The following is a 25,151-nucleotide window of genomic DNA, read 5'->3' on the forward strand; positions in this document are numbered from 1 at the left end:
TGCCCACCCGGGACGAGCGTGCTCCGGGGCTGAAGGGCTCCGAACCGGGGCGCTGGCAGTGTCTCGGCGGTCCTCGACGTCCACGACGGTGAGGAGGCGGACCACGGGCATGGCTGCATCATCCGTCATCCCGGCGCGTCCCGGGAAGCGGTGAGTCCGCCCGGCGCAGCCCAGGTGGAGGCGGCGCGGACCCGGCGAGGAGGGCCGTACGTCGTGGACGAGGCGCCGAGGCGCGGAACGGTCGCTCAGACGCCCTCGAGCTCGTCCCACACCGGGCCGTAGCCGAGGCGCGCCTGCTCGGCGGCGACGACCCGTGTCGCGAGCTCGGCCTCGGTGACGTCGACGGCGCCGAGCGCCTCCTGGGCCAGGCTCGACTCCCCGGCGTAGGCGTCGAACACCTGTCGCTTGCCGGCGAGCAGCTCCTCGATGCGCTCGTCGACGCTGTCCTCGGTGAGCAGGCGGTGCACCTGGACCGGGCGCTGCTGGCCCATCCGGTGCACCCGGCCGATCGCCTGGTCCTCGACGGCCGGGACGAGCTGCGGCTCGCAGATGACGACGACGCTCGCCGCCTGGACGTTGAGCCCCACCCCGCCCGCGCCGATCTGGCTCACGAGCACCGCGCCGGGCGGCCCTACCGTGAAGGCGTCGACGATCTCCTGCCGCTCGGCCGCAGGCACCGAGCCCGTGATCGGCCCGAAGGCCTGCACCCCGCCCAGCCGCTCCACCTGCTCGGCCACCCGGGCCACGACGTCGAGGAAGTAGGAGAAGACGACGACGCGCTGCCCGCCGTCGCGCGCCTCCGCGACGATCTCGAGCAGCCGCTCGAGCTTCGCGGAGTCGGCCGGATCGGGGACGGTGAGGTCGGCCCGGCGCATCGCCATGAGGTTGCCGGCGGCGACGGCCGCCCGGTAGCGCCGCTCCGCCGTCGGCGTCATGGTCTCCCACTCGTCCACGACCATCCGTGGCGGCAGCTCGACGAGCACGTCGTCGAGGTTGCGGCGCAGGTAGACCGGGGCGAGGTGACGGCGGAAGGTGTCGGCGCCCGCGAGGCCGAGGTGCGGGGGGATCGCGGCGACGACCTCGGGCTGGAGGAGGCGGGCCAGCGAGAGCAGCTCCTCGACCCGGTTGAGCAGCGCGGTGCCGGTGAGGAACAGCGCCCGCGGGGTCCGCTCGGCCCAGGCGGCGACCTGCTGGCTGCGCTGCGCCCGGGGGTTCTTCGCGTAGTGCGCCTCGTCGACGACGAGGAGGGCGGGCGCGGGCGGTAACAACTCAGCGCTCGGCGGGAGGGGGGTGGGTGCCGGGGTGGCGGGGAGGGGGATGGTGGGGAGGGTGGCGAAAGTCGTGACGGCGATGCCGCCGTCGCGGTGCCAGGCGGCCAGCGCGTCCTCGCGGCCGGGGCCGTGGACGCGGTGGACGCGCAGCTCGCTGTGGAGCGTCACCTCGCGGCACCAGTTGACGACGACGCTCGCCGGGCACACGACGAGCGCCCGGTCCTCGCCGGTCGCCGCGAGGTGGGCCATGACGGCGATGGCCTGGACGGTCTTGCCCAGGCCCATCTCGTCGCCGATGAGCGCGCGGCCCTGGTTGAGCGCGAACTTCGCGCCGAAGACCTGGTAGCCACGCAGCCGGGCGCGCAGCGGCGACTCGTCCAGCGGGAAGGCGCTGATCCGCTCGACGAGCTCGGCGGGCAGGGTGCCCTGGGCAGCGGTGCCGCCGAGCCCGGGCACGAGCTCGTCGAGCAGCGCGTAGTAGCGGGCGGTGTGCTGCTCGAGGTGCTCCCACACGGTGAGGGGGCCGGGCTCGGCGAGGAGCGCGGTGAGCTCGCGCACCGTCCGGGGCAGGCCGGTCGCGGTGAGCCAGGGCTCCCACCGGGCGAGCGCCTCCAGCGCCTCCCGGGCGCGCTCGCGGGTGCTGGGCAGGCGCAGCAGCAGCCCGAGCCGGCTGCGTGCCGGTGCCGCCTGGCGCACCTGTCCCGCGACCGTCGTGGCGACGTCGGCCAGCTCGTCACGGTGCGCCCCCAGCGGCCCGGACAGCCGGTCCAGCCGGTAGAGCAGGGACGCGAGCCCCAGGCCGAGCGGCCCGTCGCTGCGGGGCTCGATCCGCACCGGCACGCCCGCGCGGAACGTCTCGGCCAGCCGGTGCGCCGCGGCGGCCGCCGCCCGCGCGGTGTGCGGCCCCACCCCGTCCAGCGCCTCCAGCTGCTCCGCGCCGGCGTCCAGGACGTCCCGGACCGTCCGCACCCCGGCGTCCTCCAGGGCCTGCAGCCGCAGGTTGCGCTCGGTCGTCTCCCGCAGCCGGCCGACCTCGATCCCCCCGAGCTCGGCGCGGACCCGCCCGTCCCGGTACCCGTCGACGAGCGCGACGACGCCGTCCCGCAGCCGCGCCTCCTCGTGCAGCACCGCGGCGGCGGCCTGCGCCAGCTCGGCCCGCTCCGCGAGGAGCTCCCGGGCGTCGGCGCCGGGCCGGACCGCCGTCGTCGTCATCGCTGGTCCGGCACCTCGGTGACGAAGTCGATGAGCTCCTCCATCCGCCCGAGCAGGGCGGGGGAGAGGTCCTTGTAGCTCCGCACGGTGCCGAGGATCCGCTTCCAGCCGCGGGCGACGTCGGCCTGGTCGGCGTGCGGCCACCCGAGCGCGGCGAGCGTCCCGTACTTGATGTCGGTGCCGCGCGGCACGTCCGGCCACGCCTCGAGCCCCACCCGCTCGGGGCGCACGGCCTGCCAGACGTCGACGTACGGGTGCCCGAGCACCTTGACGTGCCCGGCCGAGCGGCCGAGCGAGCGCAGCGCCTCCTGCACCAGCCGGGTCTCCTTCGAGCCCTGCACGAGATGGTCGACGAGCACGCCGGCGCGGCGCGTGGGCCCGGGCGCGAAGTCGGCGAGCACCTCGGCGAGGTTGTCCACGCCCTCGAGCAGCTGGACGACGACGCCCTCCACGCGCAGGTCGTCCCCCCACACGCGCTCGACGAGCTCGGCGTCGTGCCGCCCCTCGACCCAGATCCGCGAGGCGCGCGCGACCCGCGCGCGGCTCGTGTCGACCGCGATCGAGCCCGACGCCGTGAGCCGACGGCCCCCGGCCGTCACCGGGCCGCGGGGTGCTGCCCGGCGCGCGGGCGGCACGAGGTGCACCGGCTTGCCGTCCACCCAGAAGCCCGAGCCGAGCGGGAAGGTGCGGGTGCGTCCCCTGCGGTCCTCGAGGACGACGACGTGCATCCCGCCGGACTTCTCCACGGCGGTCACCGCCCCGACCCAGCCGGTCTCGACGTCCTCGACGACCAGGCCGAGCTCGGCGGGCTCGTCGCGGACCGTGGGACGGTGGGCGTGGGCACCGGTGCGGTGGGGGTCGGAGGACAGGACGTCCGAGCCGTAGCGATCCTTCACCCCGGCAGGGTAGGCGCGCGGTGGGAGAGGTCACGAGACACTCGGGGGCGTGGCGCGTAGAATTAGCACTCCGGGCCGGTGAGTGCTGACCGCCGGCCCGTCACCGAGCCGGCCACGAGCGCCGTAAGGAGGAACCCGTTGGCTGACCGCCGACTCGACGTGCTGAGAGCCATCGTCGAGGACTACGTCCACACCCGTGAGCCGGTGGGCTCCAAGGCGCTGGTCGAGCGCCACTCGCTCGGGGTCTCCCCGGCGACGATCCGCAACGACATGGCCGTCCTGGAGGAGAGCGGGTACATCCACCAGCCGCACACCTCCGCCGGCCGCGTGCCCACCGACAAGGGCTACCGCCTCTTCGTGGACCAGCTGTCCACCTTCAAGCCGCTGTCACCGGCCGAGCGGGGCGCCATCCAGCACCTCCTCGAGGGCGCCGTCGACCTCGACGACGTCGTCGAGCGCACCGTGCGCCTGCTCGCCCAGCTCACCCACCAGGTCGCCGTCGTCCAGTACCCCTCGCTGCGCAACTCCGCGCTGCGGCACGTCGAGCTCGTGCCGCTCTCCGAGCACCGGCTGCTCGTCGTCATCATCACCGACGCCGGACGCGTGGAGCAGCGGGCGCTGGAGGTCGACGCCCCGCTCGACCTCGGCGTCGTCGCCGAGCTCCGCGCGCGTATCAACGCCGGCAGCATCGGGCGCCGCGCCGCGGACATCGGCTCGGCGCTCGAGCACACTTCGAACCGCTTCGCCCCCGAGCACCGGCCGCTCGTCGCCCGCGTCGTCGAGGCGCTGACCGAGACGCTGCGGATGGACGCCGAGGAACGCATCGTCATGGCGGGCACCGCCAACCTCGCCCGCTCCGACGTCGACTTCTCCCGCACCATCGGCCCCGTCCTGGAGGCCCTCGAGGAGCAGGTGATCCTCCTGCGGCTGCTTCAGGAGATGGCCGAGGACGACGCCGTCGCCGTGAGCATCGGTGAGGAGAACCGTCATGAGTCGCTGTCCGAGGCGTCGATCGTGGCGACCGCCTACGGTGGGGGGAGTGGCGAGGGGGTCGCCCGCCTCGGTGTGCTGGGCCCCACGCGCATGGACTACCCCTCGGCCATGACCTCCGTCCGGGCCGTGGCCCGCTACCTCTCGCGGATCCTCGCCGGCTGACCGGCCCACGACACACCTGCCCGAAGACCCCCCACAGGAAGTGACCTGGTGAACGACTACTACGAGATCCTCGGCGTGCCGCGTACCGCGACGCAGGAGGAGATCAAGCGCGCCTACCGAAAGATGGCGCGCAAGCTCCACCCGGACGTCGCCGGGCCGGACGCCGAGGACCGCTTCAAGGAGGTCGGGCGCGCCTACGAGGTCCTGTCCAACCCCGAGAAGCGCCAGATGTACGACCTCGGCGGGGAGTCGGCGCTCGGCGGCAACGGCGGGGGCGGGGCCGGGGCCGGCTTCGGCTTCTCCGACATCTTCGAGACCTTCTTCGGTGCCGCCGGCGGCGCGAGCCGCGGCCCCGCGCCGCGCGGGCGACGCGGCCAGGACGCCCTCATCCGCCTCGAGATCGAGCTGCGGGACGCCGTCTTCGGCGTCGACGAGGAGGTCCAGGTCGACACCGCCGTCCTGTGCGGCACCTGCAACGGCACGTGCACCCGCCCCGGCACGAGCGTGCAGACCTGCGCCGTGTGCCACGGCCGCGGCTCGGTCCAGCGGGTGGCGCGCTCCTTCCTCGGCAACGTCATGACGACCTCGCCCTGCTCCGCGTGCGGCGGCCACGGCACGACCATCCCCGACCCCTGCCCCGAGTGCTCCGGCCAGGGACGCGTGCGCAACCGCCGCACGATCCCCGTCTCGGTGCCCGCGGGCGTCGACACCGGCAACCGGATCAAGCTGACCGGCAGCGGCGAGGTCGGCCCCGGGGGCGGCCCCGCCGGCGACCTCTACGTCGAGCTCAAGGTCCGCAACCACCCGGTCTTCGCCCGGCGCGGTGACGACCTCTACGCCCGCGTCGAGATCCCCATGACGGCCGCCACGCTCGGCACCGTCCTGCACCTGGAGACCTTCGACGGTCCCGAGGAGATCGACATCGCGCCCGGCACCCAGCCCGAGGAGGTCATCACCCTCGAGGGGCTGGGTGTGGGCCGCCTCAACGGCCCCGGACGCGGCGACCTCAAGGTGCAGGTCGACGTCGAGGTGCCGACCGCTCTCGACGACCGTCAGCGCGAGCTGATCGCGGAGCTCGCCACGCTCCGCGGGGAGGAGCGGGCCGAGCCCCGCCTTGCCCCCGCGTCCAGTGGCGTCTTCTCCCGCCTGCGGGACCGCTTCTCCGGCCGCTGATGAGCGCGCCCGTCTTCCTCGGCGCGCCCGAGGACCTTGCCGCGGCACGCGCCGGGGCGGTGCTCACCGTCCGCGGTCCCGAGGCGCGCCACGCCGTCTCCGTGCGGCGCGTGCGGGCCGGTGAGGTGGTCGACGTCGTCGACGGCGAGGGCACGCGAGCCCGCGGAGAGGTCACCACCGCCGCGGGGGAGGAGCTCGCCGTCGCCGTCACCGAGGTCACCCGCGAGCCCGCGCCCGCGGTGCGGCTCGTCCTCGTCCAGGCCCTGGCCAAGGGCGGGCGTGACGAGCAGGCGGTGGAGACCGCCACCGAGGTGGGGATCGACGCCGTGCTGCCGTGGCAGAGCGAGCGCTGCGTGTCCGTGTGGGCCGGGAAGAAGGCCGTCAAGGGGCGCGAGCGGTGGCAGGCCGTCGCGCTCGCCGCGACCAAGCAGTCCCGCCGCGCCCGCCTGCCGGAGGTCGAGGAGCTCGTTGTCGGCACGCAGCTGCTCGCCCGGGTCGCGTCCGTCGTCGACGGCGGGGGCGCTGTCGTCGTCCTCCACGAGGAGGCGACCGTGCCGCTGTCCACCGTCGCGCTGCCGGAGGCGGGCGAGGTGCTGCTCGTCGTCGGCCCCGAGGGTGGCCTGAGCCAGCGGGAGGTGAGCGACCTGACCGAGCGTGGCGCCGTCGTCGTCCGCCTCGGCCCGCACGTCATGCGCACCTCCACGGCCGGCCCGGTGGCCGCCGCCCTCCTCTCGGACCGCCTCGGCCGCTGGTCCTGACGCGCCCCCCGACGTCGCACTTGGTGACCTGACTGACGGTGATGGCCGGCGGACCGTCGCTCAGCCCACCACCTGCGACGGTTCCGGGGGACGACGTCTCGGGGGAAGGTGAGGGACGGGAAGTTTCCGGTGGCCCTCGCCGTTATGCTCTTTCGTACGTCTTCACCCCCAGCCAGGAGGAAACGGGGCCACGCCCCTGCCCATGCCACACAGCGACGACGCGTCCAGGACGGACGCGGTGCTCCAGCACCAGATCACGATCCCCGACGACGTGCCCATGGTCTTCCTCCTCGGCCAGCGTGACGAGGTCCTGCGGGCCGTCGAGTCGGGCTTTCCCGCCGTCGACATCCACGTGCGCGGCAACGTCGTGTCCTTCTCCGGCCCCGCCGGGGACGTCGCGCTCGCCGAGCGCCTGGTCGACGAGCTCGCCGCGGTCGCCCGCAGCGGGCAGGCGCTGACCGCCGACGCCGTCGAGCGCGCCATCCGCATGCTCACCGCGCCCACCGGCGAGCGGCCCGCCGACATCCTCACCCTCGACATCCTCTCCAGCCGCGGTCGCACCATCCGCCCCAAGACGCTGGGCCAGAAGACGTACGTCGACGCGATCGACGAGCACACGATCACCTTCGGCGTGGGCCCGGCCGGCACCGGCAAGACCTACCTCGCCATGGCCAAGGCCGTGCACGCCCTGCAGTCCAAGCGCGTCAACCGGATCGTCCTCACCCGCCCCGCCGTCGAGGCGGGGGAGCGGCTGGGCTACCTGCCCGGCACGCTCAACGACAAGATCGACCCGTACCTGCGTCCGCTGTACGACGCGCTGCACGACATGCTCGACCCCGAGTCGATCCCCAAGCTCATGGCCGCCGGCACCATCGAGGTCGCCCCGCTCGCCTACATGCGCGGGCGCACGCTCAACGACGCCTTCATCATCCTCGACGAGGCCCAGAACACCTCGCCCGAGCAGATGAAGATGTTCCTCACCCGGCTCGGGTTCAACTCACGCGTCGTCGTCACCGGTGACGTCACCCAGGTCGACCTGCCCAGCGGCACCTCCTCCGGGCTGCGGGTGGTGGAGGACATCCTCGACGGCATCGAGGACGTCGCGTTCTGCCGCCTCACCTCGGCGGACGTCGTCCGCCACCGCCTGGTCTCGGAGATCATCGACGCCTACGAGCGGTGGGACGCCGGACCGAGCGGCGGCAACCGCGCACAGCGACGGACCGGCGCGCGCCGGGAGGGACGAGCATGAGCACCGAGGTCGCCAACGAGTCCGGCTACGAGGTCGACGAGGCGGAGTTCTCCGCGCTCGCGAGCTACGTCCTCGAGCAGATGCACGTGCACCCGCAGGCCGAGCTGTCGATCATGTTCGTCACCAGCGACGTCATGACCGAGCTCCACGTCAAGTGGATGGACGAGCCGGGCCCCACCGACGTCCTGTCCTTCCCCATGGACGAGCTGCGTCCCGGCCGGCCGGGCGAGGAGCCCGTCGAGGGCATGCTCGGTGACATCGTGCTGTGCCCGGAGGTCGCCGCCTCGCAGGCCAAGGCCGCCGGCCACAGCACCGCCGAGGAGCTCCTCCTCCTCACGACGCACGGCATCCTCCACCTCCTCGGCTACGACCACGCCGAGCCCGAGGAGGAGAAGGAGATGTTCGCGCTGCAGCGCCGGCTGCTGCTCACCTTCCTCGCCGGGCGCTGACATGGACGGACTGCTCTCCGACATCCCCGAGTGGTGGCTGCTCGTCCTCGCGCTCGTCGCCCTCGTCCTCACCGCCGTGCTGGTCGCGGCCGAGGCCGCCCTGCGGCGCATCGGGCGCACCGCGCTCAGCGAGCTGCACGTCGCCGACCGGCCGCGCGCCGAGCGCGTCGAGCGGCTCGCCGACACCCGTGAGGACGCGCTGCCCGCGCTGGCCCTGGCACGCGTCCTCGCGGAGATGACGACGGCGGTCGCCCTCACCCTCGTCGTCGCCGACCTCCTGCCCGAGTGGTGGCAGGTGCTGCTCACCGCCGTCGTCGTCACGGCCCTGCTCGTGGCGGTCGTCGCCGGCTCCGGGCCGCGGCGGCTGGGCACCCGCCAGCCCGGGCGGGTGCTGCACGCCCTGCTGCCCCTCGTCGGGGCCGTCCTCGCCGTCACCCGCCCCGCCGTCGCCGTCGCCCGGGCGCTGACGCCCAAGCCGACGCTCACGGAGGCCGAGGCGCGCGAGGAGGCCGCCGAGGACCTGCGTGACATGGTCGACCGCGTGAGCCAGTCCGAGCAGCTCGCCGACGAGGAGCGCACGATGCTCCAGTCGATGTTCGAGCTCGGCAGCACCCTCGTGCGCGAGGTCATGGTGCCGCGGCCGGACATGGTGACGATGGACGCCGACCGGCCGCTCACCAAGGCCCTGGCCCTGTTCGTGCGCTCCGGGTTCTCCCGCGTGCCCGTCGTCGGGGAGTCCGTCGACGACGTGTGCGGCATCCTCTACCTCAAGGACGTCCTGCGCCGGACCCACATGCGGCCCGACGCCGGCTCCGACCTCGTCGAGTCCGTGGCCCGTGAGGCCGTCTTCGTGCCCGAGACGATCCTCGTCGACGACCTGCTGCGCGACATGCAGGCGAAGAACTTCCACATCGCGATGGTCGTCGACGAGTACGGCGGCATCGCCGGTCTGGTCACCATCGAGGACCTCCTCGAGGAGCTCGTCGGTGAGCTCACCGACGAGCACGACCGTGCTGAGCCCGTCGTCGAGGAGCTCGACGACGGCCTCGTCCGGGTGCCCGCGCGGCTGCCCGTCGACGAGCTCGGGGAGCTCTTCGGCCTCGAGCTCGACGACGACGACGTCGACTCCGCGGGCGGACTGCTCGCCAAGGCGCTGGGCAAGGTCCCGATCCCCGGGGCCGAGGTCGAGGTCGCCGGTCTGCACCTGCAGGCCGAGCGCGCGGGCGGGCGACGCCGCCAGATCGCCACCATCCTGGCGCGGGCCGTCGAGGCGCCCGAGCACGACGAAGAGGACGAGAGCTCATGACGTACTCGTGGCCCGAGGGCTACCGAGCGGGGTTCGCCTCGATGGTCGGACGCCCCAACGCGGGCAAGTCCACCCTGACGAACGCGCTGGTCGGACAGAAGGTGGCCATCACCTCCGGCCGGCCCCAGACGACCCGGCACGCCGTGCGCGGCATCGTCCACCGCGAGGACGGGCAGCTCGTGCTCGTCGACACCCCGGGCCTGCACCGGCCGCGCACCCTGCTGGGGGAGCGGCTCAACGACCTCGTGCGCGACACGATGGGCGAGGTCGACGTCGTCGTCTTCTGCCTGCCCGCCGACGAGAGGATCGGTCCCGGTGACAAGTTCATCGCCCGCGAGCTCGCCGAGCTGCGCACCCCCGTCGTCGCCGTCGCCACGAAGAGCGACACGGTGGGCCGCGAGCGGCTGGCCGAGCACCTCCTCGAGATCGACGCGCTCGGCGACTGGGCGGAGATCGTGCCCGTCTCGGCCAAGCGCGGCGAGCAGGTCGACGTCCTCGCCGACGTCCTCCTCGCGCAGATGCCGGAGTCGCCGCCGCTGTACCCCGAGGGGGAGCTCACCGACGAGCCGGAGGTCGTGATGATCGCCGAGCTCGTCCGCGAGGCCGCCCTCGAGGGCGTGCGCGACGAGCTGCCCCACTCGCTGGCCGTCGTCGTCGAGGAGATCGTCGAGCGTGAGGGCCGCAAGGACCTGCTCGACGTGCGCGTCAACCTCTACGTCGAGCGGGACTCGCAGAAGGCCATCGTCATCGGCCGCGCCGGCTCGCGCCTGCGTGAGGTCGGCACCCGCAGCCGCCGCGGCATCGAGATGCTCCTCGGCACGCGGGTGTACCTCGACCTCCACGTCAAGGTCGCCAAGGACTGGCAGCGCGACCCCAAGCTCCTCGGCCGCCTGGGCTTCTAACCCCGCCCCCTCCCGCCGAGTACGCACCTACGGTCACGTTGGGCGCCCTGGCGGGGCATCAGATCGACCGTAAGTGCGTACTCGCGTTCAGGAGTGTGGGCGGAGGGCTGTGCCGTAGAGGAGCTCCGGTACGGGGGTCAGCTCCGCGCGCACCTCACGCGGGAGCACTGACAGCATGCGGGCGAACGCACGGTCCGGGTCGAACACGTCGCCCTTGCTGAACCGTCGCAGGACGTGGTCCCGGTTCTCGCGGATGAGGTCCTCGCGGTGCTTCTCCGCCAGGACTGCGGCCACTGCTCCGTCGACGGAGTCGACCAGCCCTTCACCGGGCACGTACTTGATCTCGCCGTCGTACTCGAGGAGGACGACGTAGACGACGGTCGAGCCGTCAGCGCGCCGCAGGGTCCATCTCCATCCGAGGTCGACGTAGAAGGTCCCCCCACGGGTGTGCACCGGCATCTGCACCTCGGGCGCGGGCAGGCCACGGGAGACGGCGACCCATCGGAGCACCGTCTCCATCGGCGACTCGGCGTACGGGTCGGCAGCGGCGATGACGGCACGCGCCTGCCGTCGGCCTCGCGGTGGTCCCGTGTCCACCATGTGCCGGAGGCGGCGCCGGAGCTCGGCGACGCGCGCAACCTCCGCCTCCTTGGTGCGTCGATCGGCGTGGAGGATCGCGCGCATGCCGCTGTCTGCGACGGCGAGCGCGTCTCGTGGGCGCATGGTGCGGGCACAGTCCGCGATCGTGCGTTCGAGCGTCGTGACGCGTAGTCCGTCGAGGGTGGCCACGTCGTTGTGGGCGAGCCTCGCGTGATGACGCCAGAGGGAGCTCTTGGCGTGCATGTTCGGCCGGGTGCTCTGGCTGACTTCCGGACGCTCAGGGACGGTCAGCACCCACAGCCCGTGGAGGAGAGCTGCGGAGGCGTGGCTGAAGGCAGCGTCGTTGCTCAGCTTGCTCCGTGTCGAGGCGATCATGGCCAGGGCGTGGCTCTCTGCCTCCTCCCAGTGCTTGCCCACCGGCAGTGGTGGCACCAGTGCGCCCCGGCGCACGCTCACGGACTCACCCGACCGCAGAGCTGCTCGCGCCGCACGTCTGCCGACCACCGAGGTGAGTGAGGCGGTCGGAACGCCGCGGGGTTCGATGACCAGGCCCATGGGGAGATCATCGACGCGGCCGCACCCGCGAGCGTCGACGGTGTCGCGGCCCGGTGGACACCGGTGTCGCGCCCCGCACATGTGCAGCACCCCGCCTTCCTGCGAGTACGCACATACGGGCGAGTTTCAGGCGTTCCGAGGCCACCCTGCTGACCGTATGTGCGTATTCGGCGGAGGGGGGGACGGAGGGGCGGCGGGGGTGGGGTGGGTGGGGGTGCGTCTACCCTGGCTCGGTGAGGTCGTGGAGAGTCGCCGTGACGGTGGTCGCGGTCCTGCTGTTCGGGCTCATCGGCACCGTCGCCGGGCCCGGCTGGCACCCGCAGCCGCTGCAGCAGACCCTCGTCGTCCAGACGCCCGACGTCGCGATCGGCGGCGACGTCGCCACCGACCCGGTCGGCACCTACGAGACCCGCACGGAGAGCTTCACCGTCGAGCTCGACGGCGCCACCGTCCGGGCGACCGTCCACGAACCCGTCGGCGCGCCCGGCCCACGCCCCGGCCTCGTCTTCATGCACGGCGCCGGGACCGCCACCCACGACAACTTCTGGCAGATCACCGAGGCGCTCGCCAGCGCCGGCGTCGTCTCCCTGGTCCCGGACAAGCGGATGGACACCTACAGCGCCCGTTTCCGCGACTACCCGGCGATGGCCGAGGACTACATGCACAGCTGGCGGGCGCTCGCGGCCCGGCCGGGCGTGGACCCGGACCGGGTGGGCTTCTACGCCGAGAGCGAGGGCGCCTTCGTCGCCCCGGTCGCCGCCGCGGAGCACCCCGAGGTGGCCCACGTCGTCCTCGTCTCCGCGCCCGTCGTCCCCGCGCGGGAGCAGTTCGCCCTCGCCACCGACACCTACCTGCGCAACCTCGGCGCCCCGGAGCAGCTGCTGCGCGCGGTGCCCCGGCTGCTGGGAAGCGAGATCCCCGGCGGCGGCTTCGTCTACGCCGACTTCGACGTCAGCCCCTACCAGCAGCGCATGGACCAGCCCGTCCTCATGGTCTACGGCACCGAGGACGTGTCGATGCCGGTCGTCCAGGCCCCCGCCAAGGTCATCGCCGACCTCACCGAGGCGGGCAACGGCGGCTACACGGTGCGCTACTTCGAGGGCGCCAACCACGGCATCCGCATCGACGACGCGCTCGCCCCCGGCTTCCCGGACGCCCTGGCCCGGTGGGTGCAGGGCCTGCCCGAGACCGCCGACGCCCAGCCGCGCATCGCCGGCGGCCAGCCCGAGCAGCGCTTCCGCGCCGACCCGGTCGACAGCCCCCGCTGGTACGCGTCGGGCGACATGATCGTCCTCACCCTCGTCGGCCCGGTCGCGCTCCTCGCCCTGGGGCCGGTGCTCTGGCTGCTCACCCGGTTCGTGCGCCGCCCCAGCGAGCCGCTGCCCGCGCCGCTGGCCCGCGCCACGGCGGCGCTCGCGATGGGGGTGCTCGCCGTGTGGACGCTGTTCATCTCCTACCTCCTGGTCGTCGCGGACCTCGCGCTCAACTACGAGACGAACGACGTCGCCGTCCAGGGCGGCTGGCTCGGGGTGCAGGCCGTGGCCATCGGGACGACGGCGGTGGGCGTCTGGTCGGCCACCACGTGGCTGCGCGTGCGGCGCAGCGGCATGCGCACCGGGACGGTCGGCACGATCACGCTCGTCGGCGTCCACCTCGGGGCGCTCGTCCTGCTCCTCGCCGCCGGCTACTGGGGCGTCTTCCCCACGGTCTGGTGACCGCGGCGCCTTCCGCGCTCCCGTAGGATCCCCCTCGGAACGGCGAGAGGAAGCGGATGCAGATCCACTGGGGCGTGGCCACCGACGCGGGTGGCCGACGCCAGGCGAACGAGGACTCCGTGCTCGCGCAGCCACCGGTCTTCGCCGTCGCCGACGGCATGGGCGGGCACGCGCGCGGCGACATGGCCAGCCGCACGGTGGTGACCGAGCTGGAGAACCTCGCCCGCTCGGAGCGGCCGCTGCGCCCGGAGGACGTCTCCGCCGCGCTCGTCCGCGCCGGCGAGCGGATCCGCGGGACCATGGCGGGGGAGGACGCCGTGGCCGGGACGACCGTGGCCGGCGCGATCCTCACCGAGGAGGACGGCAAGCCCTTCTGGCTCGTCTTCAACGTCGGCGACTCCCGCGTCTACCGCTGGACCGCGCAGGCCCTCGAGCAGGTGAGCGTGGACCACTCCCTGGTCCAGGAGATGGTCGACTCCGGCACGATCAGCCGCGCCGAGGCCCGCCGCCACCCCCAGCGCAACGTCATCACCCGGGCGGTCGGCACCGGCGCCGTGCCCGAGATCGACTTCTGGATGCTCCGCGCCGGCGGGCCGGACCGGCTCGTCCTGTGCAGCGACGGCCTCTTCGGGGAGCTCGAGGACGGCGAGATCGCCGAGGTCGTCTCGGGCGCCACCCACCCCCACGAGGCCGCCGCCACCCTCCTCGACCGCGCCGTCCAGGGCGGCGGCGCGAACGACAACGTCTCCGTCGTCGTCGTCGCGGCCGGCGGGGACGCCGACGTCGACAGCACCGAGCGGCGCGCCGGCGAGGACCACGGGTCCACGCTCCCGCGCGCCGAGGCAGGAGCAGGCCGATGACGGCGCACGAGTACCAGACCGGCGGCTGGACGGCCCTCGTGACCGACGGCGCGCTCGCGCTCCTCCACCCCGGCGTGGCGGACGACGTCGCCCGCGAGCTCTGGCAGCTGACGACCACCGGACGGCGCCTGGGCGCCTGGGTCGAGTACCTCGCCTCGCGGGGCATCGCCACGCTGCCGTCCTTCGCCATGGTCGAGGCCCATCCCGACGGCCTGCGCGTCCTCGTGCGCGGGGACGTGGACGTCGAGATCGCCGGCCGCCCCGTCTCCGCCCGCGGCTACGCGACGTGGCGCGAGGAGGTCGTGCCAGCGGCCACCGACGTCACCCTCCGCGCCGCGGCCGACGACGGCGGGTGGCTGCCCGTCACGGGCGGCATCGTCCGCGCCGCCGCCGTGCGGCTCGCCGTGGACCAGCAGGTCCCCGCCGCGCCGCTCGAGGAGGAGGACGACGACGTCGAGCTCACCGTCGCGCGCATGCCCGCCCTGGCGGCAGCCGTCGGTGCCTCCGCGGCCTCGCCCGCCGAGGCGGTGTCGGCCGACGTCGACGCGGCGACGCCGCAGGCGTCCGCGGCGTCGGGCGCGGGTGCGGACGAGGCGACGACGGACGCGCCGGTCGAGGAGGCCGCGGCGCCGAGCCCACCGGTGGCCGACGCCGCACCGGGCGCCGCCGCCGAGGACGGCCCGGAGGACTCCGACGACTACGACTTCCTCCTGTGGTCCACCGAGCAGGTGCAGGCCCGCGAGGAGGCCCCGGCCCCCCAGCCCGACCCGGACCCCGAGCCCGAGCCCGCGTCCGCCGAGACTCACCCGCCCGAGCCGGCACCCGAACCGGCGGACGACGGCGGCCCCATCGACCTCGAGGCCACCCGGCTGCCGGAGCCCGAGGAGCAGGCGGACACCGGCGGCATCATCGACTCCGTCCCGGGCCGCCTGCGCCCCGCGGGCCCGCCGCCCGCCCCGGCCGCGCTGCCGACTCCGCCGGGCGCGCCCGTCGGTGCGCCCGTGGACCTGCCGCCACCGCCGGACGACGGCGACCACGACGGTGAGACCGTCCTCGCCTCGGACCTGCCGGTCACGGACGTCGAGATCGCCGTCGAGCCGGTCGCGCGTCCCGCGCCGCTGCTCGAGCTCGTCCTGTCCACCGGGCCGCGCATCGAGATGGACCGCCCGGTCCTCCTCGGCCGCGCGCCGGAGGCGGCCCGCTTCGCCGGGACCGAGGTGCCGCGCCTGGTCAGCGTGTCCAACCCGGAGCGTGACATCTCCTCCACGCACGCGGAGATCCGGCCGGCCGGCGGGCACGTCGTCGTCACCGACCTCAACTCGACCAACGGCACGGTCGTCCACCGCCCGGACCAGCCCTCCGTCCGGCTGCAGCCCGGCACGGGGGTGCCGGTGGGGGAGGGGGCCGTCATCGAGCTCGGCACCGGCGTCACGGTCGCGGTGGAGCGGCCCGAGGGCGCGCAGTGAGCCCACGGCGCCAGCCCGCCCCACCGCCGGACCTGCCGGGCTACACCGTCGAGCGGCTGCTCGGCTCCGGCGGCTTCGCCGACGTCTACCTGTACTCCCAGCGCATGCCGCAGCGGCAGGTGGCGATCAAGGTCCTCACCCACGAGGCGACGCAGGGCCAGTCCCGGGAGCAGTTCGCGGCCGAGGCCAACCTCATGGCCCAGCTGTCCACGCACTCCTCGATCGTCACGATCTACCACGCGGACACCGCCGCCGACGGGCGCCCCTACCTCGTCATGCAGTACTGCCCGCTGCCCAACCTCGCCGAGCGCGTCAAGGTGCGCCCCCTCGGCGTGCCCGAGGTGCTCGGCATCGGGGTGCGGCTGGCCGGTGCCGTCGAGACCGCGCACCGCGCGGGCATCGCCCACCGCGACATCAAGCCCGCCAACATCCTCACCACCGAGTACGGGCGCCCCGCGCTCACCGACTTCGGCATCGCCGGCCTCACCGGCGCCGACGAGTCCGGCGGCGTGTCCATCCCGTGGGCGCCGCCCGAGGCCGTGGAGGGTCAGTCCGCCGGGGTGGCGGGCGACGTCTACTCCCTCGCCGCCACGCTCTACACCCTCCTCGCCGGCCGCTCGCCCTTCGCCCGGCCCGGCGGCCCGAACTCCCGCCTCGACTTCACCATGCGCATCAAGCGCGACCCGGTGCCCCCGATCGGGCGCACCGACGTCCCCGCCTCCCTCGAGCAGCTCCTCGCGCGCGCCATGGCCAAGTCGCCGGCGGCGCGGCCCGCCACCGCGCTCGAGCTGGCCCGCGCGCTCCAGGTGGTCGAGCAGGAGCTGCGCCTGGCGATGACGGACATCGAGGTGCCCGACACCTCCTGGCTCTCACCCGCCGCCCCCAGCCCCGACGACGGCTCCGACGAGGGCCGCACGGTCGTGCGCGCCGTCACCGAGGTCGACCCCACGGGCGCGCCACCGCCCCCGCCGCCCACGGACGACGAGCCGCACACCGTGCTCCGTCCCGTCCGGGACGCGTGGGAGCCCGAGGACCTCACCGAGAGCACCCGCAGCCGTCGTGCCGTCGCCTCCGACGACGACGCCGCCCCCGCGCGTGGCCGCCCCGGGCGACGGTGGGTGGTCGCGGGAGCCGCGGCCGCCGTCGTCGTCGCGGGCGCGATCGTCGTGGCGGGCCAGCTGCGCGGGGAGGAGGAGCCCGAGCCGGGGCCGACGTCGACGATCGGCACCGTCGTCATCCCCGACGTCGTGCCCGGTCCCGTCGACCTGCGCGGCGAACGGGTCAGCGACGACCGGGTCGAGTTCACCTGGACGGCGCCCGACGTGCCCGGGGAGCTCACCTACTCGTGGGTGCGGACCGACGGGAACAAGGTCGGGGAGAGCCAGCCGGTGGACGAGGCGCCGCTGGCCCTCGAGTCCAGCGGGCGGGTGTGCATCGCGGTGCGCACGATCACCGAGCAGGGCATGGTCTCGGCCGAGCCGGCCGAGGCGTGCGTCGAATGAGGGAGACGATGAGCGAGGACAGCACGCTGCAGCTGGAGTTCTGCGGGGAGTGGTTCCCCATCTCCCGCGACGAGCCGTTCTACATCGGGCGCGAGGGCGCCCTGGAGATCGACGACAACCCCTACCTCCACCGGCGCTTCCTGCGCATCGCCTTCGTCGAGGACCTGTGGTGGATCGAGAACGTCGGGGCCCGGCTCTCGGCGACCCTGGCCGACAGCGAGGGCAACACCCAGGCCTGGCTGGCCCCCGGTGCCCGTCTGCCGCTCGTCTACGCCGGCACGACGATCCTCTTCACCGCCGGCCCCACGACCTACGAGATCAACCTCGTCAACCCCGACCCGACCTTCGCCCCCGCGAAGGCCGAACCGGTCCACGTGGGGGACACGACGATCGGACCCGTGGCCCTCACCGAGTCCCAGCACCTCCTCGTGCTCGCGCTGGCCGAGCCGGTGCTCTCGGGCCGGGGGAGCGCGGCGATCCCCACGTCGGCGCAGGCCGCCGAGCGGTTGGGCTGGGCGCTGACGAAGTTCAACCGCAAGCTCGACAACGTCTGCGACAAGCTCGACCGCAACGGCGTCCGGGGACTGCGGGGCGGCCCCCAGCAGCTGGCGGTCAACCGGCGCGCGCGGCTCGTCGAGCACGCCGTCGCCTCCCGCATCGTCAGCACCGACCAGCTGCCCGGCCTGGACGAGGAGAAGGCCCGCAACACCTCGTCCTGACGGTGGGCAGTTCTCCCCATCCTTCGGTAGGAGATTCGTCTCCTGCCTTTGCTAGTCTCCGGAGCGGCGCCGGGGGCCCGGTGAGGTCGTCGGTCCCCAGCATGCCTCCACACACGACACAGGGCGGAACACGTGCGACTCGGACGCGGGCGGAACGGTGGTGCAGACGTTCCTGACGCCCCCACGGGCAGGCGCTCGCGCCGCGCCGCCGACCCGAAGCGGCGCCAGCGCCTCGTCTCCGCCGCGACGGTCACCGTCCTCGGTGCCGGCCTCGTCGTCGCCGGCGCGCTGTACGACGGCGTCGCGACCGCGGACGTCGACCTCAACGACGGCGGCGTGTGGGTGACGAGCCAGGAGCACATGCGCCTGGGCCGCCTCAACAGCCAGGTCCAGCTCCTCGACGGCGGGCTCGCGGCGCGCAGCGCGAGCTTCGACGTCCTCCAGGAGGGCGGCCACGTCTTCCTCGTCGACGAGGGCGCCGGCGTCCTCCAGCAGGTCGACCCGGCCACGGTCCTCACGACGACCACCGTGTCCCTGCCCGGGCCGCGCCAGATCGAGATGGGTGGCGACACCCTCGCCGTCCTTGACTCGCGCAGCGGCCAGCTCCACACCGCGCCCGTCCTCGGCGCCGGCGGGCTCGCCGACGAGGAGCGCGAGGCCACGGCCGCCCTCGGCGCCAACGCCGTCATCTCCGTCGGCGTGGACGGCACCACCTACGGCGTCTCCCCGGGCGACGCCACCCTCGTCACCGTCCCCGCCGGCTTCGACCCCGAGGGCGAGGACGAGCCCGCCGTCGCCGAGCTCGGCATCGACCCCGCGCGCCTCACCGACGCCGAGATCCAGGTGAGCGCGGTCGGTGACGAGCCGGTGGTCCTCGTGCGCGACGAGCAGGACCGCGTCACGCTCCTGCGCCCGGAGACCGAGCCGCTCGAGCTGGCCGAGCTTGCCGACACCGCCCAGGTGGCCCTCCAGGCGCCCTCCGCCGCCGCCCGCGACGTCGTCCTCGCCGCCCGCGACGGCCTCGTGCGTGTGCCCCTGGGCAGGGGCGAGCCGAGCGTCGACCGCGTCTCCCAGCCCGGCACCCCGACCGAGCCGGTCGTCGTCGCCGGCTGCAGCCACGGTGCGTGGGCCGGCGCCACCGGGGTGTACCAGTCCCGCTGCGGCAACGGTGAGGTCGTCGAGCAGCCCATCGACAAGACCCTCACCGACGCGCGGCTCGTCTTCCGCGTCAACCGTGACGTCGTCGTCCTCAACGACCTCGTCGCGGGGACCGTGTGGCTGGTCAAGGACGCGATGGAGATCGTCGAGAACTGGGACGACGTCGTCCCGCCGCAGGCCGCGAGCGACGACGAGGAGGAGTCCCAGCAGCAGATCGAGGAGCAGCTCCCGCTCGACCGCGAGCAGGAGAACCGCGACCCCATCGCCCAGGACGACGAGCTCGGCGTCCGCGCCGGGTCGACGACCGTCCTCGAGGTGCTCGCCAACGACACCGACCCCGACGGCGACCTCCTCACCGTCGCATCCTTCGACCCACCCGGTGAGTCCTTCGGCACCGTCCGCCCGATCATGGGCGGCCGCGCGCTGCAGGTCGCCGTCGCCGACGGCGCGAGCGGCGCCGTCGCCATGCGGTACTCGGTGAGCGACGGGCGCGGCGGTGAGGCCGAGGCCGTCGCCCGCGTCACCGTGGTGCCCGAGGAGGCGAACCGGCCACCGGAGCAGGTGCGCCCGGCGACCCTCACGCTCGTCTCCGGCGCGACCGGCAGCGTCAACGTCCTCGACACCGTCATGGACCCCGACGGCGACGATGTCGTCGTCGTCGGCGCGAGCGCCACCACCGACGACATCGTCCGCTTCACCCCCGACGGCGCGGTGACCTTCTTCGACTCCGGTGTCACGCCCGGCATCAAGCCGGTGACGGTCGAGGTGTACGACGGCACCGACACCGCAGAGGTCGAGCTCGACGTCGACGTCCGCCCGGCCGGCGCGCTGCCGCCCACGCCCGTCTTCGACTTCGTCACCGCGATCGCCGGTGAGGAGACCGTCGTCGAGCCGCTGGCCAACGACACCGACCCGGGCGGTGAGGCCGAGCCGCTGCGCCTGGCCGACGTCCAGCAGGTGGCGGGCGCGACCGTCGTCCCCGACTACGACGCCGGAGCCTTCCGCTTCTCCGCGGACACCGCGCAGACGTACTACCTCACCTACATCGTCGTCAACGACGCCGGCGCCTCGGCCACCGGCCTCATCCGCATCGACGTGCGGGAGCCTGCCGAGGCCGCGCCGGTCGCCGTCCAGGACGTCGGCCTGCTCCCCGCCGACGGCCAGGTGCTCGTCGACGTCCTCGCCAACGACGAGGACCCGAGCGGTGAGCTGCTCGCCGTGCGGCAGGTCGACGTCCCGGAGGACTCGGGGCTCACCGTCGCCGTCCTCGAGCACCGCATCCTCAAGATCACCGCGAGCCAGGACGTCCAGACGACCCAGCGCCTCACCTACGAGGTCTCCAACGGTGAGTCGAGCGCGACCGGTGAGGTCGTCGTCATGCAGGTGCCGCCGGACGCGCTCGTCCAGCCGCCGGTCGCCCAGGCCGACGTCGCCAACGTCCGCGCCGGTGACTTCGTCACCATCCCCGTGCTGTCCAACGACTCCCACCCGGCGGGCCTGGAGTTCGAGCTGTCCGGCGAGCTCGTCGAGGAGCCGCAGGCCGGGCACCTCTTCGCCTCCGGGGACACGCTGCGCTTCCGCGCGCCGGAGCAGCCGCAGACGATCAACGCGGTCTACGAGGTCGTCGACGAGGCCGACCAGCGCGCCTCCGCCCAGGTGACCATCTACGTCCAGGCCGACGACGGGGAGCGCAACGCCCCGCCGCAGCCGCTGCCCGTCGAGTCGCGCGCCTTCGCCGGCGAGCGGGTGCGCATCCAGATCCCGCTCTTCGGCATCGACCCGGACGGCGACTCCGTCCAGCTGCTCGGCGCCGACCGCGCGCCCACCAAGGGCCGCATCGTCGAGGTCGGCCCCACGTACATCGACTACGAGGCCTACTCCCGCTCCACCGGCACCGACACCTTCACCTACGCCGTCCGCGACCGCATGGGCACCTACGCCTCGGCGACGGCGCGCGTCGCCGTCGTCCCACCGCCCGAGCTCAACCGGGCGCCGCAGGCCCTGGACGACGAGGTGACCGCGCGACCGGGCCGCGTCGTCGACGTCGACCCGATCGTCAACGACACCGACCCCGACGGCGACCCGCTCTACCTCGGCGACCCGGCCTTCGACGAGGTCGAGGAGCTGGAGGTCGAGCAGCTCGACAGTGGCCGGCTGCGCATCACGACGCCGGAGCAGGAGGGCACCTTCGCCCTGCCGTACCACGTGAGCGACCAGCGCGGGGGTACCTCGACGGGCATCATCACCGTCCGTGTCGACGCGGACGCGCCGCTGCAGGCACCCGTCGCCGTCGACGACCTCGTCCGGGCCATCACCATCCTCGACCAGGAGCGGGTGACGATCCCGGTCCTCGACAACGACTCCGACCCCGACGGCAGCCGCGAGGACCTCACGGTGGGCCTCGAGGGCTCCCCGGAGAACGCCACGGTCGTGGGCGACGAGATCCAGGTCGACGTGCTCGCCTCGCGGCAGGTGCTCACCTACTCGGTGACCGACGTCGACGGCCTCACCTCCTACGCCTTCGTCGACGTGCCGGGCCTGGAGGACTCCGGCCCGGTGCTGCGCACCGACGTCGACCCGATCGTCGTGGCGACGGGGGAGACCCGCGAGCTCGAGCTCGCGGACTACGTCATCGCCCCGAGCGGCAAGGAGGTGCGGCTCACCGACGCCTCCTCGGTCCGCGCGACGAACTCCGACGGCAGCTCGCCGGTCGTCGGCCCGACGACGCTCACCTTCACCTCCGCGCCCACCTACGCCGGACCGGCCACGCTCACCTTCGAGGTGACCGACGGTGAGAGCGCCGAGGACCCCGAGGGCCTCACGGCGGTGCTCACCCTCGACATCACGGTCGAGTCGACGGAGAACACCCCGCCCACCTTCGACGGTGCCGCGATCGAGGTCGTGCCCGCCGAGGGGCCGGTCGGGCTCAACCTGCGCCAGCTGTCGGAGGACCCGGACACGGGTGACTACAACCAGCTGGACTTCGAGCTCGTCGGCGTTCCCGAGGGCATCGACGCCAGTCTCGACGGTCCCAACCTCACCGTCTCGGCGCCCGTGGACACCCCGCGCGGGACGGCAGGCACCATCGAGGTCACCGTCTCGGACTCCAAGGCCGAGCCGGTCCCCGGTGTCGTCGAGGTGACCGTGGCGGCGTCCAACCGGCGCCTCGCGTCGGTCAACGACCACGACCTCGGGGAGATCGAGCAGGGCGAGTCGCAGTCGGTCGACGTGCTGCAGGGCGCGTTCAACCCCTTCCCCGGCGAGCCGCTCACGGTCGTCTACGCGCGCAGCGAGACGGGCGGGCCGGAGCCCGCCACCGACGGGAACACGGTCACGGTGACGGCCGGGACCGACTTCGTCGGCCGTGCCGCCGTGCGCTACGCCGTCCAGGACGCCACCGGCGACCCGCTGCGCGACGTCGAGGGTCGCATCACCTACTCCGTCATCGGCGTCCCCGAGCGTCCCGCGCCCCCGCGCGTGGAGGAGGTGCGCGACGAGACCGTCGTCCTCACCTGGTCCGCCCCCGCGGACAACGGCGCGCCGATCACCGGCTACCGCGTCGAGGCCGACGGCGTGAGCCAGGAGTGCCCGACGACCACGTGCACGATCAGCGGCCTGACCAACGACGTCGAGTACACGTTCACGGTCACCGCGACCAACAAGGTGGGCGACTCCGAGCCCTCCGGCCCGTCCGCCGTCGCGCGGCCCGACGTCAAGCCCGAGCGGCCGGCGGCGCCGACCCTCACCTTCGGTGACGGCCAGCTCGAGGTCGACTGGACGACCCCGGTGAGCCGCGGCTCGGACGTCACCTCCTACGACCTGCAGATCGCGCCGTCCCCGGGCGGCGGGCAGATCTCGGTGGGCGGCACCTCCCACACGTGGACCGGGCTGCAGAACGGGCAGTCCTACACGGTGCGTGTGCGCGCCCACAACGACGCTCCCGACCCCAGCGAGTGGTCGGAGTGGTCGGCGCCCGAGGTGCCGGCCGGCAAGCCCGAGCAGCCAGTGGCGCCCGTCGCGCAGCGCGTCGACTCGCCGGTCAACGCCCAGATCACCGCGTCCTGGACGGCGCCCGCCGACAACGGTGACGCGATCGCGTCCTACGACGTCGTCATCCGCCGCGACGGCTCGGCCTTCAAGTCCTTCACCGTGCCCGGCGGACAGACCTCCTTCACCGAGGATGCCCCCGCGGGCAGCGACTACACGGTGACGGTGGCGGCGACGAACAAGGCCGGCACGGGCGAGACCAGCCCGCCGTCCGCGCCCGTACGGTCCTTCCTCCAGCCGGACCGCGTCCCCAGCGTCACCGCGGAGGCGACCGGGACCGACGGGCAGGTCCAGCTCTCCCACCAGAGCCCGGCCGACAACGGCGACCCCATCCGTCGCTTCGAGGTCAGTGTCAACGGCGGCGGATGGAGTCAGCTCCCCTCGAACAAGCTCATGACCGGCCTCAACGACGGCTCGAGCTACACCTTCTCCGTCCGCGCCTGCAACACCTACTGCGGCGAGGCGAGCCCCGCCTCGGCAGCGGCGGTGCCCTTCGGACCCTTCGGCCAGGCGACGATGTCCGCGAAGCGGCACGGCGCTCACGACCGCTACATCGACACCGTCTCCGAGCAGCCCGGCGCGACGTTCACCTGGACCACGCCGGAGGGCAACGGCCGCGAGGTCACCAGCGTCCAGCTGAAGATCGGCAACGGCGGCTGGGAGAACGTCCCCGCCAACGGCAGCCGCAAGATCGACGGTGACTGGGGCACCACCTACCAGGCGCAGATCCGCGCTCGGCGGGCCGACGGCGAGGTCCGCACCGCGGACGCCTCCGTGCGGACGATCGACGCGCCGGTGCGACGCCCCGACCCGCCGCCGCCGGAGCCCTCGGTCCGGATGCTCAAGGGTGACTCCACGCGCCAGCCGACGTGCACCCACAGCTCGTGCGCGTTCCTCAAGTTCTCCTGGGCGGACATGCCGAGCGGCACGTACACGGTGCGCTTCACCGCGTCCAACGAGCCCGGCGACGGACACTGGCGCAGCTACACCCGCTCGCTCTCGGGCTCTGGCAGCTGGCAGTCCCCGACCTTCCGCGGACAGCCCGGCGAGCGGGTCGGGGTGTGCGTCACCGGCAACGGTGTCAACGCCTGCGACACGATCACCTGGTAGCCCGAACGCCCTCCACTCCTGCACGACCGCCCCAGAGACACGGAGCCCGCATGACGACGACCGAGCAGCAGACCACGATGACGCCCGAGCAGGCGGCGTGGTTCGCCGACACCTTCGAGAAGATCGTCGCCGCCGTCGGCGGGGCCGTCGTCGGCAAGGCGGGTGTCATCCGGCTCGTCGTCACGACCATGCTCAGCGGCGGCCACGTGCTCCTCGAGGACGTCCCGGGCACCGGCAAGACCCAGCTCGCCCGCTCGCTCGCCGCGGCCGTCCAGACGACGAGCTCACGGATCCAGTTCACCCCCGACCTGCTGCCCTCCGACGTCACCGGCGTGTCGATCCTCGACCCGAAGACGCAGCAGTTCGAGTTCCACAAGGGCCCGATCTTCGCCTCGGTCGTCCTCGCCGACGAGATCAACCGCGCCTCGCCGAAGACCCAGTCCGCGCTCCTGGAGGTCATGGAGGAGGGGCGGGTCACCTTCGACGGCGTCCCTTACGACGTCGGGCGCCCCTTCATCGTGCTCGCCACCCAGAACCCCATCGAGCAGGCCGGCACCTACCGCCTGCCCGAGGCGCAGCTGGACCGCTTCCTCATGAAGACCTCGGTCGGTTACCCGGACCACAACGCGACGGTGAGCATCCTCGCGGCCGCCTCCACCCGCGACCGCGCCGGCGGGGTTACCCCCGTCATCACGGGCACCGCCGTCGTCGAGATGATCGAGCTCGCCGGCACCGTCCACGTCGACGCCGCGGTCCTCGAGTACGTCTCGCGGGTGGTCGCGGAGACCCGCCGCGCGGAGAACGTCACCATCGGCGTCAGCGTCCGCGGGGCCATCTCCCTCATTCGCGCCGCCAAGACCTGGGCCGCCGCGCACGGGCGCAACTACGTCGTCCCCGACGACATCAAGGACCTCGCCGAGCCGGTCCTCGCCCACCGCATCGTGCTCGACGCCGAGGCGGAGTTCGAGGGGGCGACGGCGGCCGGCGCGATCCGCGGCGTGCTCGCCGAGATCGCTCCGCCCACCCGCCGCGGCGGCGACCAGTAAGC

The 25,151-nt window shown here is 73.7% G+C and carries 17 protein-coding genes; 14 read left to right on the forward strand and 3 right to left on the reverse strand.

All coding sequences use genetic code 11. The features are described from left to right. Nucleotides 1-245: 245 nt before the first annotated feature. Together DSZ44_RS00385 and DSZ44_RS00390 are read right to left on the reverse strand one after the other, a co-directional pair. Complete coding sequence (locus tag DSZ44_RS00385; protein WP_110850625.1) at nt 246-2,483, reverse strand: DEAD/DEAH box helicase; 2,238 nt, start codon at nt 2,481-2,483, stop codon at nt 246-248. Further along, a complete protein-coding gene (locus tag DSZ44_RS00390; RefSeq protein ID WP_110850626.1) occupies nt 2,480-3,379 on the reverse strand; it encodes a DUF3097 domain-containing protein in 900 nt (299 codons plus the stop codon). The genes DSZ44_RS00385 and DSZ44_RS00390 overlap by 4 nt, the downstream gene beginning before the upstream one ends. Nucleotides 3,380-3,517: 138 nt before the next feature. Between DSZ44_RS00390 and hrcA the strand changes: the two genes are divergently transcribed. The 7 genes from hrcA to era all read left to right on the forward strand — a co-directional run bounded on the left by hrcA (nt 3,518) and on the right by era (nt 10,371). Continuing rightward, nucleotides 3,518-4,534, forward strand: a complete 1,017-nt coding sequence (gene hrcA, locus DSZ44_RS00395) for a heat-inducible transcriptional repressor HrcA (protein WP_110850627.1) — start codon at nt 3,518-3,520, stop codon at nt 4,532-4,534. Between the two features lie 48 nt (nt 4,535-4,582). Next, the gene (dnaJ, locus tag DSZ44_RS00400) at nt 4,583-5,707 is read left to right on the forward strand and encodes a molecular chaperone DnaJ (RefSeq protein ID WP_110850628.1); all 1,125 of its coding nucleotides are present in this window, start codon (nt 4,583-4,585) and stop codon (nt 5,705-5,707) included. Beyond that, nucleotides 5,707-6,465, forward strand: a complete 759-nt coding sequence (locus DSZ44_RS00405; RefSeq protein ID WP_110850629.1) for a 16S rRNA (uracil(1498)-N(3))-methyltransferase — start codon at nt 5,707-5,709, stop codon at nt 6,463-6,465. Before dnaJ ends, DSZ44_RS00405 begins: the two co-directional genes overlap by 1 nt. Nucleotides 6,466-6,667: 202 nt before the next feature. Further along, nucleotides 6,668-7,714 carry a PhoH family protein gene (locus tag DSZ44_RS00410; protein WP_110850630.1) on the forward strand — a complete coding sequence of 349 codons (1,047 nt, stop codon included), beginning with the start codon at nt 6,668-6,670 and terminating at the stop codon, nt 7,712-7,714. Next, nucleotides 7,711-8,163, forward strand: a complete 453-nt coding sequence (gene ybeY, locus DSZ44_RS00415) for an rRNA maturation RNase YbeY (protein WP_110850631.1) — start codon at nt 7,711-7,713, stop codon at nt 8,161-8,163. The genes DSZ44_RS00410 and ybeY overlap by 4 nt, the downstream gene beginning before the upstream one ends. Nucleotide 8,164: 1 nt before the next feature. Then, nucleotides 8,165-9,469, forward strand: a complete 1,305-nt coding sequence (locus DSZ44_RS00420) for a hemolysin family protein (protein WP_110850632.1) — start codon at nt 8,165-8,167, stop codon at nt 9,467-9,469. Next, entirely contained in the window at nt 9,466-10,371 is a 906-nt protein-coding gene (gene era / locus DSZ44_RS00425; RefSeq protein ID WP_110850633.1) for a GTPase Era, read from the forward strand. Before DSZ44_RS00420 ends, era begins: the two co-directional genes overlap by 4 nt. Before the next feature lie 87 nt (nt 10,372-10,458). Here the strand turns inward: era and DSZ44_RS00430 are convergent, their stop codons facing one another. Continuing rightward, on the reverse strand, nt 10,459-11,427 hold the full coding sequence (locus tag DSZ44_RS00430; RefSeq protein WP_146237444.1) for a hypothetical protein: 969 nt from the start codon (nt 11,425-11,427) through the stop codon (nt 10,459-10,461). Nucleotides 11,428-11,759: 332 nt separating this feature from the next. On the opposite strand from DSZ44_RS00430, the gene DSZ44_RS00435 reads away from it, so the two are divergent. The 7 genes from DSZ44_RS00435 (at nt 11,760) to DSZ44_RS00465 (ending at nt 25,149) form a co-directional block, all read left to right on the forward strand. Then, entirely contained in the window at nt 11,760-13,241 is a 1,482-nt protein-coding gene (locus DSZ44_RS00435) for an alpha/beta hydrolase family protein (RefSeq protein WP_258369117.1), read from the forward strand. 56 nt (nt 13,242-13,297) lie between these two features. Next, a complete protein-coding gene (locus tag DSZ44_RS00440; protein WP_110850636.1) occupies nt 13,298-14,101 on the forward strand; it encodes a PP2C family protein-serine/threonine phosphatase in 804 nt (267 codons plus the stop codon). Continuing rightward, nucleotides 14,098-15,567 (forward strand): FHA domain-containing protein, encoded by a 1,470-nt coding sequence (locus tag DSZ44_RS00445; protein ID WP_110850637.1) that lies wholly within the window; start codon nt 14,098-14,100, stop codon nt 15,565-15,567. The genes DSZ44_RS00440 and DSZ44_RS00445 overlap by 4 nt, the downstream gene beginning before the upstream one ends. Continuing rightward, the gene (locus tag DSZ44_RS00450; protein WP_110850638.1) at nt 15,564-17,069 is read left to right on the forward strand and encodes a serine/threonine-protein kinase; all 1,506 of its coding nucleotides are present in this window, start codon (nt 15,564-15,566) and stop codon (nt 17,067-17,069) included. The genes DSZ44_RS00445 and DSZ44_RS00450 overlap by 4 nt, the downstream gene beginning before the upstream one ends. An 8-nt stretch (nt 17,070-17,077) precedes the next feature. Next, complete coding sequence (locus tag DSZ44_RS00455; RefSeq protein WP_110850639.1) at nt 17,078-17,788, forward strand: hypothetical protein; 711 nt, start codon at nt 17,078-17,080, stop codon at nt 17,786-17,788. 132 nt (nt 17,789-17,920) lie between these two features. Next, a complete protein-coding gene (locus DSZ44_RS00460; protein WP_110850640.1) occupies nt 17,921-24,103 on the forward strand; it encodes an Ig-like domain-containing protein in 6,183 nt (2,060 codons plus the stop codon). A gap of 50 nt (nt 24,104-24,153) precedes the next feature. After that, a complete protein-coding gene (locus tag DSZ44_RS00465) occupies nt 24,154-25,149 on the forward strand; it encodes an AAA family ATPase (RefSeq protein ID WP_181424489.1) in 996 nt (331 codons plus the stop codon). The last annotated feature ends 2 nt before the right edge of the window (nt 25,150-25,151 follow it).

Origin of the sequence: Georgenia satyanarayanai, assembly GCF_900116375.1 — a bacterium.
In the GTDB taxonomy this organism is placed as follows: domain Bacteria; phylum Actinomycetota; class Actinomycetes; order Actinomycetales; family Actinomycetaceae; genus Oceanitalea; species Oceanitalea nanhaiensis.

Bases quoted from the DNA above. Each gene is read 5' to 3' on its own strand.
- DSZ44_RS00455 (WP_110850639.1), top strand. From the start codon at position 17,078: ATGAGCGAGGACAGCACGCTGCAGCTGGAGTTCTGCGGGGAGTGGTTC.
- era (WP_110850633.1), top strand. From the start codon at position 9,466: ATGACGTACTCGTGGCCCGAGGGCTACCGAGCGGGGTTCGCCTCGATG.
- DSZ44_RS00410 (WP_110850630.1), top strand. From the start codon at position 6,668: ATGCCACACAGCGACGACGCGTCCAGGACGGACGCGGTGCTCCAGCAC.
- ybeY (WP_110850631.1), top strand. From the start codon at position 7,711: ATGAGCACCGAGGTCGCCAACGAGTCCGGCTACGAGGTCGACGAGGCG.
- DSZ44_RS00420 (WP_110850632.1), top strand. From the start codon at position 8,165: ATGGACGGACTGCTCTCCGACATCCCCGAGTGGTGGCTGCTCGTCCTC.
- DSZ44_RS00440 (WP_110850636.1), top strand. From the start codon at position 13,298: ATGCAGATCCACTGGGGCGTGGCCACCGACGCGGGTGGCCGACGCCAG.
- DSZ44_RS00465 (WP_181424489.1), top strand. From the start codon at position 24,154: ATGACGACGACCGAGCAGCAGACCACGATGACGCCCGAGCAGGCGGCG.
- DSZ44_RS00385 (WP_110850625.1), bottom strand. From the start codon at position 2,483: ATGACGACGACGGCGGTCCGGCCCGGCGCCGACGCCCGGGAGCTCCTC.
- DSZ44_RS00445 (WP_110850637.1), top strand. From the start codon at position 14,098: ATGACGGCGCACGAGTACCAGACCGGCGGCTGGACGGCCCTCGTGACC.
- DSZ44_RS00405 (WP_110850629.1), top strand. From the start codon at position 5,707: ATGAGCGCGCCCGTCTTCCTCGGCGCGCCCGAGGACCTTGCCGCGGCA.